Consider the following 17,231-nt stretch of genomic DNA (forward strand, 5'->3'; position numbering starts at 1 on the left):
CTGAAACACTATCACTCAGACTATCCGAAACAGAATCACTCAAATTATCCGAAACACTATCACTCAAACTATCAGAATCTGAGTCGCTCAGATTATCTGAAACACTATCACTCAAGTCATCCGAAACGGAGTCACTCAGATTATCTGAAACACTATCACTCAGACTATCAGAAGCACTATCACTCAAACTATCAGAATCTGAATCACTCAAACTATCTGAAGCACTATCACTCAAGTCATCCGAAACACTATCACTCAGATTATCTGAAACACTATCACTCAGACTATCCGAAACAGAATCACTCAAATTATCCGAAACACTATCACTCAAACTATCAGAATCTGAGTCGCTCAGATTATCTGAAACACTATCACTCAAGTCATCCGAAACAGAATCGCTCAGACTATCTGAATCCGAGTCACTCAAGCTGTCGGAATCTGAATCACTTAAACTATCCGAATTTGAATCACTCTGACTATCCGAAGCACTATCACTCAAGTCATCCGAAACAGAATCACTCAGATTATCTGAAACACTATCACTCGAGTCATCCGAAACAGAATCACTATCTGAAACCTGATTAGACACAACATCAGAGGCACTCTCACTCTCCGAATCAAAAACACTCTCCGAATCAAAATTACTCTCAGAGTCAAATACCAACTCAGAGTTCGAATCAAAATTAGAATCCGAGTCAAACACCGACTCAGAATCGAAATCAGAGCTCGAGTCAAAATTAGAATCCGAGTCAAAAACCGACTCAGAATCGAAATCAGAGTTCGAGTCAAAATCAGAATCCGAATCCGACTCCCCCTCCTCCGTCAACACATAATGAACATCATATACCGAAGTACCATCAGGATTTTTCTTTGTAGTCAACTTTCCGGCAAAGAAATCAGCCGTCACATCCGTCCCGTCCTGAGTTGTGACAGTCGCTGTAACCTCATAACCATTCGCATCCACTGTTGTCTGAGGAACATTAGGAGTAATCACAGCCCCCGTCTGGGTCGTCGCCGTTCCCCCTTGATTCCCTGAAGACTGCCTGGAAAGAATTGTACTATCATTACTATCTTGTCCAGAAACCGTCACACTAAACTCATCAGCTTCCAAAATAACTTGGAAATTGTTGATATTACCGCCAGTCGTATAGTCATTTGTCCCTTGCTGCGACAAAATTTGATAATGAGAAACCGCCTGAGTGACTGCATCTTCACCAGTAAAAGTCGTCCCGTCAGGTCCTATCACCTCACTGATATGATAACCGTCCGGAATGCTGAAAGCAGGTGTTTCCAGCGCATCATTGACACTTGCGCTGCTTTGAGTATAAGAACCTGGAAGAGCCGCTGCACTTCCGGCATTTCCGTTCGTCCCTGGAACATCAGCTGCATATGAGGGTGTCCAAATCGCAGCCGCTTGATTTACAGGGTCCGCATCATCAAGTGTCACATAAAAAGTAACAAGCTCAGAGGTCGTTGTATCAGTAACATCAGTTGACGTCGGCTGCGCGTGACTAGAATCAAGCTTATAGCCCGTTGGAACAGTCGTCGTGACGCTTGAGCCATAAGGAGCCGTCGTATAATAAACCCCAGTCCAGTCAATCGTATTTCCAGCATTGGCAGTATAGCCGTTTGACGTGTTTAAAGGAGTTTCCTGACCAGACGGAACCTCTGAAACATCAATGACTTTTCCTGTCTTGCTGTCAACATATTGATATTTTACATTGGGATTAGCTTGTCCATATACATAGATGGTGTAAGTATTAGTCCCATCTGTAACAGGAAGAATTGCATAATTTGCCTGCCCGTAAGAATCACCATCATCGCTGCTATTGTTTGAATCACCGCCAGGCTGACCCTTAGGAACGTTTGAAGCTATCTGCCCCTCATTTCCCAAAGCCCACATATAATCCGGCGGCATATTATCGGTTACAAAATAAGACTGAGTTAAATCAACACTTTCACCGACATAAGTATCAGAAGTTGGCGCACTAACAAGAGAATTTGTAGTATCATCCCAGTAACCTGTAACACTTCCCACAGTATTACCATTCTGGTCCACATAATTAACCGTAATCTGACCAGGAATAATTGCCTCAGTTGTAATTGCCTGGGTAGATATATTTGAGGCATCAAAAGTAATTGTGTTCCCATCAGGGCTGACAGCTGAAACTGGATTGCCCATCGTATTACTCATCGTCAAAGAGCCGACAGTATTCACATTTGTAGAAGTTGGCGTACCACTCTGAGTCGTCTGCCCAGGATTACTAAGCTGCCCGGCAGTCCATAGCACAACATTGGAATTATTCAGTGATACCGTGTTTCCGGCACTCACGATATACACCGCTTGACCCGCTGTACTTTTACCGTCAGCAGAAATAAAAGCCAGCGTAATTGACTTAGGAGAAACAAAAGTAACAGATGAAGTATAATTATTCGTCCCATCCGATGTGCTTCCGCCAGTTAAGTAAATCGAATGAGTACCTTGTGTCATTCCAACGATTCTAGAATTCGACTCGAAAGTCGCTTTCATATTCCCGTCTGAAGTGATAAAATTACTGCTTGTATTTGAATAAATATCACAGCCGGAACCGCTGTAATAATAACGCGTACCGCCAGTTCCTGTACCGTTTTGCGCAACAGTGCTGGTGTTTGAGGTATCTCCAGCGCCAGTGTTATCATCAATATAGCGCTGAAGCCCAAAGCCGCGATAAGTGATATCATCCCCCAGGATAATACCGTTCCAGTTACTATACCAGGCAGAATATCCAGGAGTCATCGTTAAAACTGCCAGGTTAAGTTCAGAATCATCTCCAGCTATAAAGATGTGTCCCTGCGGATTGTCGCCAAGCGGAGTTGTAATGCCGGTAAGATTACCAGTATCAGTTGCCTGGTTCGAACGTCCAGCTCCTGAAGCAGAGTAGAAAACCGAAGTACTCACCGCTAAAGTGTTTTTACTTTTTTGATAAAAGAGATGCGTGCCGTTGGCCACTTGAATAGAGCCGTAATTCACCATTTCGGCATAAGTCGTGAAATAATCAGTTCCTGAAAAATTGAGCAGAGCATGGTCATCATCAACCAGACGATTGGCTGCAGTATAACCAGTTGTTGCAGCAAAATCATTCGTCATGACGACATTGTTGAAATTATAAGTCCAGTTGCCGGAAGCAAGATTAGTAATCGGAACGATAATATTCTGACCGTCCTGACCGCCAAGTCCGCCGCCCGTTGAGTCAATTCCGTTATATTGAGTCACCTGATGGAGCTTTAAATTAGTTAGTGTAAGCGTCTGCTGATTGGCTATTGCAGTGGCCGAGTCAGTTGTTCCTGTCGGCGCATCTATTTTCAGAACCCCATTTTGCCCAAGGTCAAGTACATAACCATCATTTGCTGTGGCTGTCTTAAGGCCGTTTCCGTCTGCATCAAGAGCAGGAGCCCCATTGTTAAGCGTCTGATTAGTGATATTATTCTCAGTAATACTCGTAACTTGACCATCAATAATCATGCCCATATTACGGGGATTCAGACCCGCCATTTCATCTGTGTTATTCGTCGACGGATTAACGACATCACCATCTAAAAGGATATAAGAAACCTGATTATTATTCCAGGCTTCCTTGAATCCTTCCCAGCTCGAAACAGTCGCCTCCGTCCCCTTGTAGGTCGCATTCGTCCCAGTTAAACTTAATTTGTTTGCACTAGCAAGATAACTTGCAGCAGCAGCTTTATCACCATCTTTGATGAGATTAGCATAAGTGACGGAATCTGCCTGATTTAGACCTGCTTCTGCTGCCTCTTTATAGGCTGCCTGATAAATCACTTGGTCAGGTGCAGCCACAGTAACAGAAGTCGGTGATGACTCAGAAGCACTGACCTGATTTTCCACAAAATCACTACGGCTGCTATCGGGAGCAGTCGCAACATCCGCAGTAGACTGAACTGCAGCATCTGAGCCAGCCGCGTCCAAAGCAATCGAAAAACTTTGAAGCGTAAGATTCGAGTCTGACACTGCACTCGATTCGCTTTGCAAACTGCCGGCGACAGATAAAGCAGCAGCTTCAGTCGATACCGGAGCAGAAACTTCACTAGAGACTGAAGCGGAAGCCACAGATGCCACTACCGACGACGCATGACTTGCGGCAATAGATAAAGCCGTCGAACTCGCAATTGCTGACAAAGCAATGGAAGCGGCAAGCGAAGAAGACAGACTCGCAGCCTCTGAAGCAGCCTTACTTTCATTAACTACAGTAGAATCCGCAGAAACAGCTGAAGCCTGACTTAACTCAGAACCCGCAGCTTGCGAAACAGGCGGCACATCACTCTGTTTATCCGCTCCTTCCTGTGCAAGACTTGATTCAACAGAGCGAGGAAACTCAGATGAAGCAGCCGCAGATGAAGAATCTGCTGCCCCAGCTTCAGAGCCAGTGACATTAAGAGTATCCGCACTTGCACTATTGGCGCCAAAAAAAGTCCGAGCCACACCTGACCCTGATTCAAGAGTAATTACCTTATCAGCAATTGCGCCGCCTAACAAAGCAGTAAAAATCGAAGAAGCATACAACCAGGTCTTCCCCGACTTCCAAGTTCGAAAATGCGTTAAAGTCGAACTCTGCTGCCGTTTTAAATGAAGTGCTGCCCGTTTTCTGCGATTATCTATAGAATGCTTACCAGTTTTCATATATCCTCTTGACTCTTTGTAAACTTAACTTAAGTTCATTACGTATCCAAAATATTAAAATTTTACAAAATTAATCGTTCGTTATATTTTACATCGTTTTAATGAAAAAAGCAAGAGGGATTAGAAATACAAATTACCTAATTATTTATTCATATAGATATAATTTTCACTACACTTTAACAATTGGTCAATTCGACCAAAATGAAAGCAGGAATTCTAAACATGAAAAAACGCCTCTAAAAAAGAGACGTAAATATAAAAAACACTCAGCCAAAACTTACATTCCAGCTAAATGCTCTCAATTTTCTGCAAACAAATTTATTCCAGCCGCAGGCGAATCTGCGCCGCCCTCACCTCAACAGCCGCACCAGCAATAAACTCACCATTCGAAGTCCGCTCCGACAGCTTCAGCTCCGTCAGCTCAATCTCATAAAGCTTATCATCAGTCGTATAAACCTGCAGCACCTGACTCGGCTTCACCTCAACTTCAGCCTCAGCCGCTTCCACCTTCTCAGGCACAAACAAATCAAAGTCCGCCAAGTCATCTTCAGCAGCAGACCGCTCAAAACTAACCACGCTGCCTGCTGCAAAGACAGTAAACGGTTCCTTCTTGACCGTACTCAAAACCTGCAGGCCGCGATTCGCACGCGAAGTCACAGGAATTTCCGCCGCAGCAAAACGCTTCAGACTTCCCTTCTGCGTCAGTAAATACACACTAGCAGTCTCATCAGTAAATGCCGCTCTGACGGCATCTCCAGCCTTCAGATTCATCGCCTTCACACCCGCCGCCGTACGCCCAAGCACAGGCACCTCAGACAGACTAAACTTCAGCCCATAGCCGTTCTGCGAAATCAGCATCAGATTCTGCGCCGCATCAGAGACAAACACATTGACCACCGCATCACCCTCACCCTTGAGCTTCACATAAGCCGTCGATTTAGACTTATAAGTCCGCCAAGGCGTGAAGTCAGTCCTCGCAACCCGCTTCACCTGACCGTTTCGAGTAACCGCAGCATATTCGCCAGCAGAAAAGCCGGATACAATTTCAGCAAAAATAATTTCCTCATTGCTCGCAAAGTTCGTAAGACTTTGGGAAACATGCTCACCGATATCTTTCCATCGAATATCTGTGAGTTCATGCACAGGGCGATAAATCACATTCCCCAGACTCGTGAACGCAAGCAGATGCTGCGTGGTCAGTGCATGCTCCGCCACGAAAATCAGCTCGTCGTCATCGCGCTTGCCGATATCAGAAAGCTCAGACGAAGCAAAACTCCGCGGTGAAGTCCGCTTGACATAACCGCCGCGCGTGACAGAAACCACCGTCTCCTCTTCGACAATCAGCTCATGTGCCTCAATCTCAATCGTCTCGACCTTGTCCTGGAGCACCGACTGACGCGGCCGCGCAAACTTCTTCTTGACCTCGCGCAATTCCCGCTTCATCAGATTGAACAATGTGGCATCGTCCGAAATAACCGCCCGAAGCGTCAAAATCTCTTCGTTGAGCGATGCCTCCTCTTTCTGAAGGACAACAATGTCCGTGTTGGTCAGCCTGTAGAGCTGCAGAGTGACAATCGCTTCCGCCTGCTCCTCAGAAAAATCATAAGAAATCTTAAGATTCTCCTTGGCATCCGCCTTATTCTCAGACGCCCGAATCAGCGCCACCACTTCGTCCAGAATGCTGACCATACGAATCAGCCCCTCGACGATATGCAGCCGCTTCTCGGCTTTACGCAAATCAAACTCCGAGCGCTTGACAATCACCTCGCGACGATGCGCCACAAAAGCCGACAACATCTGCAGCAGCCCCACCTGACGCGGCGTCATATTGTCAATCGCCACCATATTGAAACTGTAATTAATCTGCAAATCTGTATTCTTCAGCAGATAATTCAGCACCAGCTGCGCATCGGCATCCTTCTTCAGCTCAATCACCATGCGCAGCCCCTCGCGGTCCGACTCGTCACGCGCATCCGCAATTCCAGGCACCTTGGCATTAATGGCAATATCATCAATCCGGCGCTGCAGATTCAACTTATTCACTTCATATGGAATCTCTGAAACCACAATCTGCTCGCGGCCGCCCTTGAGCTTCTCAATCGACGTCTTTGAGCGCACCGCCACACGGCCTTTGCCAGTCTCATAAGCCTTCTTAATCTCGTCATGCCCTTGAATAATCGCCCCCGTCGGGAAATCAGGCCCTGGCAGAATCTTCATCAGCTCATCCACAGTCGCCGCCGGGTGGTCAATCAGATGCACCGTCGCATCAATCACCTCGCCCAGATTATGCGGCGGAATATCCGTGGCGTAGCCCGCCGAGATTCCCGTCGAGCCATTGACCAGCAGATTGGGAAAACTCGCAGGCAGCACCGTCGGCTCTTTCTCCGTATCATCAAAGTTCCAGGCTAAAGGCACCGTCTCTTTCTCGATGTCCTGCAGCAGAAACTCTGAGATTTGTGCCAGACGAGCTTCAGTATAACGCATGGCCGCAGGCGGGTCGCCGTCCATCGAGCCATTGTTGCCGTGCATCTCAATCAGCGGCTCTTCCATCTTCCAGTCCTGCGACAGACGAATCATCGCCTCGTAAATTGATGAGTCCCCATGCGGATGGAAATTGCCCATGACATTACCGACAGACTTGGCCGACTTCCGGTAGCCTTTGTCAAAAGTATTGCCGTCGCGATGCATGCTGTAGAGAATACGCCGCTGTACCGGCTTCAGCCCGTCGCGAATATCAGGCAGCGCACGCTCCTGAATGATGTATTTCGAATAGCGGCCGAAACGGTCGCCCATAATATCTTCTAAGGGTAGAGTTTGAATGTTGCTCATAAGTCTTAATTATACCATACTCTCTGTAAGTCGTTTATTTCGATTTTTTCTCATCTTTTCAGCAGCATTTTTCCAGCCGACACAAGCAGGAAGAAAACTACGAAAATCAGCGTAATCGAAGCCGAAGCCGGCGCATTCATATAATACGACGCAATCAGCCCGGCATTCATACCGACAAAACTGACAACGACCGCGCTTATCAAGACAGATTTGAAAGACCTGCCCAGACGCATGGCAATTGAGGCCGGCAGCACCATGATGGCAGATACAAGCAGAGCACCCGCAGCAGGAATCATCAGCGCAATCGCAAGTCCCGTCACCACATTAAAAGCCAGTGAAATCAGCCGCACAGGCAGCCCGTCAACCAAAGCCGTATCCTCGTTAAAAGTTATCACATAAAGCGGCCGTAAAAACAGGACAAATCCAATCAGAACAACCGCAGCAACAACAAAGAGCATGAGAACCTGTGTCATTGATATGGTAATAATCGAGCCGAATAAATACTGGTCCAAGCTGATAGTCGTTGTTGACTTAGAATTGCTGACAATCAGCAAAGCCAGCGCCAGTCCTGTACTCATCAGAATCGCCGTGGCCACTTCCATATAGTTTTTATAGACAGTCTGTAAATATTCCAGAAAAATCGCAGCAATCACGACCACCAGCATCGTCGTCCAAGTCAAATTCCAGCCCAAAAGAACACCGAAGCCCACACCAGCCAATGAAACATGCGACAGCGTGTCCGACATCAAACTCTGCCGCCGCAGAACCAGAAACACACCAAGCAGCGGCGAGAAAATCGAAATCGCCGTCGCCGCCAGAAGCGCATTGCGCATGAAATCATAACTCAGTAAATCAAGCATGCGTCACCTCCCGCTTCTCATTGACCTTGTCCTCAGCCACACCTTCGCGCTGACTGTGCAAATCAAAGCAGGCAAACTTGCCGTTTCTATCCTTGGCCAAGTGAATATTACGGTCGGCATAATCTTTGACCTCTTCCGGGTCATGCGTCACCATGAGCACTGCCTTGCCGTGTTTATGAGCCGCATGGTGCATCAGACGGCAGAAATCATTCGCCGACATGTCGTCCATACCTGTCGTCGGCTCATCCAAGATGAAAAGGTCCGGGTCGCTGGCAAACATCCTGGCAATGGCCACACGCTGCTTCTGCCCGCCCGAAAGCTCGCCGATTCTCTTATGACGATAATCCCACATGCCCACCGACTCGAGACTGGTCTTGACATGTTCAGCATCATGCTGATTCAGCCGCTTAAACCAGCCCCGGCGCGGATAACGGCCGGAAGTCACAAATTCAAGCACATTGCTTGGAAAACCCGCGTTGAAACTGGCAATCTGCTGCGGCAGATAAGCCACGCGCAACTTCGTACCCCGAGTATTTTTCTCAGAAATCTTTATCGTGCCGGATTTAGCATGAAGAATCCCCAGTGTCACCTTAATCAAAGTCGACTTGGCCGCCCCATTCTCGCCGGTCAGCGTCACAAATTCACCGGAGTCCACATGATAGGACAGATTTTCAAGCACCGGCTCCTTTTCATAATAAAAAGTGACATTTTTTACATCAATGTATCGCATTTTGTCCATTTTACCTTCGTACATTTATTAATGAATTGTCTTTTTCAGCGAGGCCAGATTTTCCTTCATGATTGACAGATAATTCTCGCCGGCCTTTTTCTGTGCACTCGTCAAGCCCTCAACCGGATTAATCACCAGAAGCTCAGCCCCCGTCTCCTTCGCCAGCGTTTCCGCAATGGCACTATTACTATTATCCTCAAAATAAACCGTCGTCAAGCCCGACTTCTCCATTTCCAGTTTCAGCTTAGCCAGTGTCGCGCTCGACGGCTCAGCCTCAGGGTCAAGACCTGCAATATTAATCTGATTCAAGCCATAGTCACGCGCCAGATAGGAAAAAGCTTCATGCTGGGTGATAAATGTTTTGTTTACGGCATTCTTCAGCTGCTCAAAATCCTTATCAATTTCCTTAAGCTGCTTCACATAGGCCGCTGCATTTTTTTCAAAATCTGCCTTGTAGTCCGGGAAAATCTTTGCAAGCTGCTCAGAAATATACTGAACCTCTATGACAGCCTCCTTAGGACTGACCCAAGTATGCGGGTCTTCACCAATGGGAGTCACTGTCTTTGAGGCCTCTATCTTCACACCCTTTCCCTTGATGGAAAGCACCCATTTCTCCAGATTATCCGAATTATAGACAATCGCCGCAGCATCCGTCAAAGTCGCAACTTCCTTGGCACTCGGCTCAAACTCATGCACCTCCTGGTTGCCGGGAACAATATTCGTCACCTTCACCTTGTCGCCAGCCACAGCCTTGGTAAATTCGTACATCGGCTCAAAAGTTGTCACAATTTCCTGCTTGGATTTGGACTTATCCGCGCTCTTGGACTGCTGACAGGCAGTCAGGACAAAAAGCACAGGAATCAATAAAAGCAAGGACAGTAAAAATTTTTTCTTCATTTTTGTTTAAACTCTCTTTCTAAATCATGTAAAAAGCGTGTAATCACAGCTTGTTCCTCAGGTGAAAACTTCTCTGCCAGCCGTCGATAAGCCTGGAGAGTTTTGTCATGATGACCGGCATGCTCCTTGGCTATAGGCAGCGCTTCTTCTGTCAAATGCCAGAAAATGACGCGTTCATCCTTCTCATCACGGCTGGAGGCAATCAGCGCCATCTCCTGCAGCTTTTTCAGCGCCTTCGTCACCGCCGCCGGCGAAATCGTCAGCAAATCAGCAATCTTGGCATTCGTTGACGGCCCCTTTTTCAGCAGCATCAGAATATGCTCCTGCGTACTCGTCAGCTTAATATCAGATTCACAGTCACCCAGCAGAATTTCATGCTTATTCTCCGCAAAGCGGACAATCTGTCCTAAAAAATTATCAATTTGCGCTTCTAATTCTCCCATTTCCTCAGCCCTTTCATTTAGTTTACTGGTTAAGTATATCACTCCCAAAAAATAATGTCAACCAGTTAAGCTTATTTCCAATAACAAAAATACTAGCGCTGTTCAGTGCTAGTACCATTGATTTTCATTCAACTGCTTCAACATTTTCTTTATCTTTTTTAATCTCCTCGCGCAGCTCGAATATCTGCTGCCCAAAGGAAGAAAGCATCTCAGTCTGAAGCTTCTGGATTTCCAGCAGATTCGGCTGGTCCTGCTGAATAATATGGTCAATCTTCGAATGCAGCAGACGAATTTCCATCTCAGTTTTCTGGTTCACACGATAATCATTCTGCGACTCCAGACGGTCATACTCAGCCGCCCGGTTCTGGCTCATCATAATCAGCGGCGCCTGAAGCGCAGCCAGCATTGACAGACAGAGATTGAGCAGAATGAACGGATAAGAATCCCATTGAAGTCCGAAAGGCTTTAAAACATTAAGCAGAATATAAACGGCCAGAAAAACCATGAATGGAATGATGAAAGACCATGAACCGCCGAATTTAGCAATACTATCAGCCACTTTTTGTCCAAAAGTATTCGTTTCGTCCAGCTGTTTCTGGACATCAATTTCATGATAGTACTCATCGTTCAAGACCTTGGTGAAACGGTCGCGCATACGTTTGTTGACCTTTTTGTCCGCCGCAATCATATCATTGATTTTCTTCATCCGGTAAGTCATCAGACTATGCTGGCTGATGAAATCACTCGCCCGGATATGCTTAAAATCATGCCGAATCAAGCTGACCAGCTGCTTATCCAAATCGCCGATGAACATGCCGTCAGCCAGTGGAAATTCCTTGCCGGACACAATGTCCTTATATGTCTGAGTCATAAAACTACCTGCTAGGCGCGCCAGAAATGACCGCCCGCTTTCTAAATTTCATTTTTATTTTTTAAGCGCAAATGTCGATAGAATTCCTGCTTTCAAATTTGCTTTTACACCGTAAACCCTGACCGTCAAGTCCTGGTCGGCCGTTAAAATCAATAATCGCTCCGTGATTTCAATGTTGAGCTTGACACCGTGAATCTTCTGATTAAAAACAAGATTATGCCAACTGCCCGGTAAATTCGGAGCAAGCGTCAGCACGCCATCGCCGTCGCTCAGACTGACGCCTGCAAACCCATTTTGAATCACTTTGACAAGCGAAGCCATCTCACTGAGTGAAACAGGTGAAACAGGCGAAGCACTATCAGCATTGTCAAATTTCTCTACCAGACGCCGCAGCACTTTTTCATTATCATTTTCCTGATTCGAGCCGAGATAAAGCTTTTCGGACAGCTCCTGCGCCTTGTGGAAGAGCTTATCATCAAAACCGGTCTTTACCGCCGCCTCTCGAAGATTCAATTCTGACACTGCCGATAATGTTTTCGGCAAAGTGAAGAAATAATTCAGCAGGCCAATCAGCGGACGATTAAGCTCCCCACTGCCATCCTCAATGTGATAATAACCATCCTCAGCCAGCTCTGCTTTGTTCACCCAAAACTTCAAAGCCTTAAGCAGAAACTCGAGCCCGCCGTCTTTCAGGAGCGACAAGTCGCCTGTAAACAGCTCATAAAGGCTGAGATTATAGGCAACTGTCAAGGAAGCGCTGTCTGTGTGTTTGAGCATGCCTGTGAGAATATCTCGAGCCGTTTCCGGCGCGTTGGCAATGTAATAAGGTAGAACAGAATTTTCACTGTCAGAGTCTTCCTCGGGTAGAATCAACGAGGCGTTCAAATACTGATTGGCACTGTGCTGTGCCGAGCAGCGAAGATGGAAGACGCTCAAACGAATCTTCCGCTGCAGCTCTGCTTCCTCTGATTCCTCTGAGCTTTCTATATCCAGTTTAACATCGGCTTCTTTCCAGAGCTTGGCCCAGTAGTCCGCATTATTTTCTTTAATACTCACCAGCGGCAGACTATCCACATCACGACGCGCCACTTCGGCCGGATTTTCCACTTCACAGCTGCTCGCAACCTCAATGACTTTTTCGAAATTGACGGCTTCATTGGCCGTAAAATGCAGCTGTGTGCGCTCAAGCAGCTGATTCCCATCAGCACCATTGTCGGCCTGCTCAATTAGGATGCCGTTGACAAAAGTTTTAGCAGCTATGACGATTTCAGCATCTGTACTGTCGACTTTCGCCTGCAGCATACGGTCAGAGACCCGCGTCACTTGAAATTCCCGGTTGTCAGCGCCGTCAATCAGCGACTCAATCAGCAAATCACCGTCAAAAGTCGCGCTGAACGTCCCCTCAAAGCCGATAGCATGAAAATTAAGCGGGTCGACATACTTCGTGCTTGTAATAATGACAAAGCCGCCGTTTGTTCGCACAGTGTATCTGTCGGACTGACAGCCGCGTGCAAGGTCGATGAAACTCTTGCGGTCAACAATCGACGCGTCGTCAAATTTTACGAGCGCACCGTTGACTGTAAAACGCATCAGCTGCGGATTCGGCAAATTAACTAAATTTGACGCGTCATTGAAAACGCCAGCCGCATAAAGACCAGGAAAATGGCCGTCAGAAAACTGTGACCAGACAGGCGCACCACGCCATTTTAAATAACCGTTTCCTAATGTCATCAGTGACTCTTGCTCAAAGCTGTGTTCACTAAATTTGCCAGCCTCAGGCTTATCATAGGCAATCATCCAATTCGAATTCTGCATATTTTCTCCTTTAAAAAAGCATTCGCGGGCGTTCGGCTTGAATCAGCAGTGCCAGTAACCAGGAAGAAGAGCATTTGCACAAGCGCTCGATTTAAAATCTCTGAATCTATTTTATCATTTTTTAGAGCGGAATTGTCGCAGAGACCGAACAAATTGGCAAATTTGAAAAACTCCTGGTTTTTCAAGCTCCAGACTCCCAGCTCAGGAACATTTTCAGATTAGACAAAAAACTGCCGGAAATGACAGTTTCATCACTAAGTTTTCAGGAAATAAACGATTATTTTTTTACGCTGGCAATGCCAATCTTAGCACCGCCTATTTTATCAGCATAATCAACTGTGAAATCCGCGAGTTTGTCCAAGGTATTCGTGAAAACAATCATCGCTGTTTTTATCAAGTCAGCTGGCCCGTCAACAGCAATATCAACCCGTCCGATTTCTTCACCGCCGTTGACAAAATCTCCAACCTCCACAGTAAAATTATATTGCCGGCTGCTAAACTCAGCATCTGAAAAACTTATATGAAACAAGACTTCAAGACCATCCTCACGTATCAAGCCGATTGTTTGTCCTTGCGTCAGCGTGACTGTACCGGAAACCGGGGCAAAAATCTTACTGCAGGCCGATTCTATCGCAAAGCCGTCCCCCATAATCTTACGCGAAAAGATGGAGACAGGGCTTTCCTCAATTTTGAAAATTTTTCCGGAGACTGGAGCGTAAAGTATTTCGACTTCTTCTTGCTCATTCTCATTTTTTTCAAATCCGAACATTTTTTCTCCTTAAATAGAGCTCGCACGAGGGCAGAATTCATGTGCGAACACGGCTAAATTTTACACTTCATTAAACAAAATGAATTGCATCCTTATTAAATTAGATGTTATACAGAACGCTCTAATCTTATAATAATTCGCCAATATTTTCAACTATTTGCTATTAAATATAGTCAAAATTCCCTATTTGTCCAAAAAAATTTAATCAGCCGAATCAGCCCTCACCGCCTGATTTACGGCAAAATAAAAAGCTCGTCAATTTTGAACGGACTTTCCATTTTTACTGAAAACTCGTCAGTTTTCGTTATTTCTCTCCAATCTCAGCTTTTACCACCTCAACAATGCTGTCAACCACATCATCAACCTGCTCATGCGTAGGAGCTTCAGCCATAACCCGCAGCAGCGGCTCAGTTCCGCTTGGACGGACCAGAATCCGGCCATTTTCACCAAGCGCAGCTTCCTTTTCAGCAATTATTTTTTTAATGGCTGGATTGTCCTGCCAGCTATCTTTGTAGGCAAGGCTGGCCAGACGCACATTGACCAGTTTCTGAGGATAAATCGTGACTTCGCCGGCTAATTCTGACAGTGTTTTTCCAGTCTCACGCAGAACTTTCAGTAACTGAATGCTGGAGAGCTGGCCATCGCCCGTTGGGCTGTAATCCAGAAAAATCATGTGACCGGACTGCTCGCCGCCGTAATTATAGCCTGATTTACGCATTTCCTCAACAACATAGCGGTCGCCGACGGCTGTTATTACTGACTTCAGGCCGAGTGCGTCAAGCCCTTTGTGAAAGCCGAGGTTTGACATAACGGTAGTGACAACTGCATTCTGGGCCAACTGTCCCTTTTCAGATAAATTTTTAGCCAGAATGTACATGATTTGGTCGCCGTCGACAATTTTGCCTGTTTCATCCACGGCGATGAGACGGTCCCCATCCCCGTCATAGGCGAAGCCGACATTGGCCCCCAGCTCCAGCACTTTCGCTGCTAATCGCTCCGGATGGGTTGAGCCAATCTGGTCGTTGATATTAAGGCCGTTGGGCTGGTCGCCGATGACTTCAATGTCCGCGCCTAAATCAAGGTAAACTGTACGCGCCGTTGTATAGGTGGCGCCGTTTGCCGTGTCAAGCACAACTTTGAAGCCGTCAAAGTTACCGTCTGCTGTGTTTTCTAGGAAAGTAATGTATTTCTGCTTTGCTTCTTTGTATTCATTCAGCTTGCCCAGGCCCTCAGCAGAAGGCCTAGGAAGATTGTCTGCCGACGCATCAATCAGTGCTTCGATTTCCAGCTCCTGGGCATCGTCCAGCTTGAAGCCGTCACCGCCGAAAAATTTTATACCGTTGTCAAGCGCAGGATTATGACTGGCTGTAATCATGACACCTGCCGACACACCATCTTTTTTGACCAGATAAGCCAGTCCCGGCGTCGCAATGACGCCCAAATCATAGACTTCAATCCCGACAGATAAGAGGCCTGAAATTAGACTACTTGATAACATTTGTCCTGAAATTCGCGTGTCACGCGCAACATAGACTTTTGGCTGCTTAGCCTCGTGCTGGCTAAGTACATAACCGCCAAATCGGCCTAATTTAAAGGCCATCTCTGGTGTGAGGTCCTTATTCGCTTCTCCGCGTACACCGTCTGTTCCAAAATATTTACCCATGTTTTCTCCTTAATTGCTGCTGCTTGCACTTGTGCTGGCAGTTGTACTTGAACTCGAGCTTGAGCTCGAATTCGGCTTATCTTTTAAAATTTCGATGGTCATCTTTATCGTCGATTTGTCCAGCTTAGCCGGCACAATTTCATCCGTCTTATCAACCGCAATCAAACCGGCCGTGACAGTTGACTCATCCTCCAAATTAGTGCTGGAAGGCAGCACCGCTTCAACTTGAGTGATATTTTTAATCGAATCTGTTCCAGCTGTGACATCAACTTTGGTGTCGCTCAAAGTAACAGTACCAATATGATAGCCCTCAGGAATGAGTGAGACATCAATAATCGGATTGATTTTAAAACTCTTTGTCTTTTTATCTTCAATTACAACACTCATTGAAGTAGGATTTGTCTTCGCATTAATCGTTTTGGTCAAATTTTCCACACTGATAGGCACCGTATGTGTTCCGACCGACATTTGCGTCAAATCTGCCACCAGTTTAAAAGTTCGCTTATCCGCAGATTTCTCCTGAAGCAGCTCAATTTGGTTATAAGAGGAAAGCGTGACTGAAGCCGTGCTTGTATAGCCGGAAATGAAATATTTCTGGTCATTGTACTTGATATCAATTGGGATATCCGTCAAAGTTGCAGTAAAGACCTGACCATCCGTCGGATTTTTTCCTTCATTACGAGCCGTTGTCGAAGTCGCATTCGCATACAAAATCAAAGCAAGTACAACACTCACGACAATCAGAAAGACACGGGAATTGAGAATTTTTGAAATCATTTTTTCTTCCTCCCCTCCTTATCTTTATCATGCTTCACAAAGAAGCTCGTCAAGCTAGCCAAGCTGCCCGAGCGTTCGACAACCGGCTCAGACAAGTTTTCCGTCAAAATACGATGGAAACGCTCAGGCGTCAAATCCGCATAAAGCGTCCCCTGAATTGCCACCGAAATACCGCCTGTTTCCTCAGAGACAACCAGAACCACCGCGTCTGAAACCTCAGACAGACCAATCGCCGCACGGTGTCTAGTGCCGAATTTCTTGGAAATATTTGTTTTTTCTGTCAACGGCAAATAAGCGCAAGTGACAGAGATTTTATCGCTCTGAACAATCACCGCACCATCATGCAGCGGCGTGTTGGGAATAAAGATATTGATAATCAGCTCAGAAGTAATATCAGCATCCAGCCGAATGCCTGTCGAAACATATTCCTCCAGGGTCTGCGAGCGCTCAATCGCAATCAGTGCGCCGATTTTACGCTTCGACATATAATCAAAGGACTTCTCATAAGCCTCTATTTGCGCATTTGTATTGATATCATCATTGTTACGCTTGCCGCCGATTAGATTTGTCGTATGTCCCAGCCGCTCCAAAGCCTGACGGATTTCCGGCTGAAAGATAATGATAAGCGCCACCACACCATAAATAATGACCTGATTCAGCAGCCATTTCAGCGTCGGCAGCCCAATAATACCAGCCAGCAAATCCAGCACGATGAACAGCAAAACACCGCGGACCAGAATCATGAGCCGCGTGCCTTGAACAAACCGGGCCAGCCGATAAATGATGAGAGATACGATGACAATGTCTAAAATCGACACAAATAAATGCCAGGGGTTACTGTTTTGCGTCACCAGCTGCTGCCAAAAATCTGTATTAAATATGTCATTGAGATTATTCATATG

Annotated in this window: 12 protein-coding genes; all 12 read right to left on the reverse strand. The window is 46.2% G+C overall.

Annotated elements, in window-relative coordinates:
- Positions 1-4,675 (reverse strand): KxYKxGKxW signal peptide domain-containing protein (locus ACYQ2E_RS07825; RefSeq protein WP_460017514.1); only part of this gene is annotated, 4,675 nt, incomplete at its 3' end.
- A 318-nt stretch (positions 4,676-4,993) separates the two neighbouring features.
- Positions 4,994-7,504: a DNA topoisomerase IV subunit A gene (parC, locus tag ACYQ2E_RS07830; protein WP_460017515.1), complete on the reverse strand. Its 2,511-nt coding sequence runs from the start codon at positions 7,502-7,504 to the stop codon at positions 4,994-4,996.
- A gap of 50 nt (positions 7,505-7,554) precedes the next feature.
- Positions 7,555-8,364, reverse strand: coding sequence for a metal ABC transporter permease (locus ACYQ2E_RS07835; RefSeq protein ID WP_460017516.1), 810 nt, complete (start codon positions 8,362-8,364; stop codon positions 7,555-7,557).
- On the reverse strand, positions 8,357-9,094 hold the full coding sequence (locus tag ACYQ2E_RS07840) for a metal ABC transporter ATP-binding protein (RefSeq protein ID WP_460017564.1): 738 nt from the start codon (positions 9,092-9,094) through the stop codon (positions 8,357-8,359). The genes ACYQ2E_RS07835 and ACYQ2E_RS07840 overlap by 8 nt, the downstream gene beginning before the upstream one ends.
- Before the next feature lie 27 nt (positions 9,095-9,121).
- The gene (locus tag ACYQ2E_RS07845; RefSeq protein ID WP_460017517.1) at positions 9,122-9,991 is read right to left on the reverse strand and encodes a metal ABC transporter solute-binding protein, Zn/Mn family; all 870 of its coding nucleotides are present in this window, start codon (positions 9,989-9,991) and stop codon (positions 9,122-9,124) included.
- A complete protein-coding gene (locus ACYQ2E_RS07850; RefSeq protein ID WP_460017518.1) occupies positions 9,988-10,434 on the reverse strand; it encodes a zinc-dependent MarR family transcriptional regulator in 447 nt (148 codons plus the stop codon). The genes ACYQ2E_RS07845 and ACYQ2E_RS07850 overlap by 4 nt, the downstream gene beginning before the upstream one ends.
- 124 nt (positions 10,435-10,558) lie before the next feature.
- A complete protein-coding gene (locus tag ACYQ2E_RS07855) occupies positions 10,559-11,305 on the reverse strand; it encodes a DUF1003 domain-containing protein (protein ID WP_460017519.1) in 747 nt (248 codons plus the stop codon).
- A 54-nt stretch (positions 11,306-11,359) separates the two neighbouring features.
- Positions 11,360-13,120 carry a glycosyl hydrolase family 65 protein gene (locus tag ACYQ2E_RS07860; RefSeq protein ID WP_460017520.1) on the reverse strand — a complete coding sequence of 587 codons (1,761 nt, stop codon included), beginning with the start codon at positions 13,118-13,120 and terminating at the stop codon, positions 11,360-11,362.
- Positions 13,121-13,397: 277 nt separating this feature from the next.
- Complete coding sequence (locus ACYQ2E_RS07865) at positions 13,398-13,889, reverse strand: PTS glucose transporter subunit IIA (protein ID WP_460017521.1); 492 nt, start codon at positions 13,887-13,889, stop codon at positions 13,398-13,400.
- 304 nt (positions 13,890-14,193) lie between these two features.
- The gene (gene glmM, locus ACYQ2E_RS07870; protein WP_460017522.1) at positions 14,194-15,552 is read right to left on the reverse strand and encodes a phosphoglucosamine mutase; all 1,359 of its coding nucleotides are present in this window, start codon (positions 15,550-15,552) and stop codon (positions 14,194-14,196) included.
- Between the two features lie 9 nt (positions 15,553-15,561).
- Positions 15,562-16,329, reverse strand: a complete 768-nt coding sequence (locus tag ACYQ2E_RS07875; protein WP_460017523.1) for a CdaR family protein — start codon at positions 16,327-16,329, stop codon at positions 15,562-15,564.
- Positions 16,326-17,228, reverse strand: coding sequence for a diadenylate cyclase CdaA (gene cdaA, locus ACYQ2E_RS07880; RefSeq protein WP_460017524.1), 903 nt, complete (start codon positions 17,226-17,228; stop codon positions 16,326-16,328). Before cdaA ends, ACYQ2E_RS07875 begins: the two co-directional genes overlap by 4 nt.
- Positions 17,229-17,231: the final 3 nt, after the last annotated feature.

The sequence above is a fragment of the Lactovum odontotermitis genome (assembly GCF_054658595.1).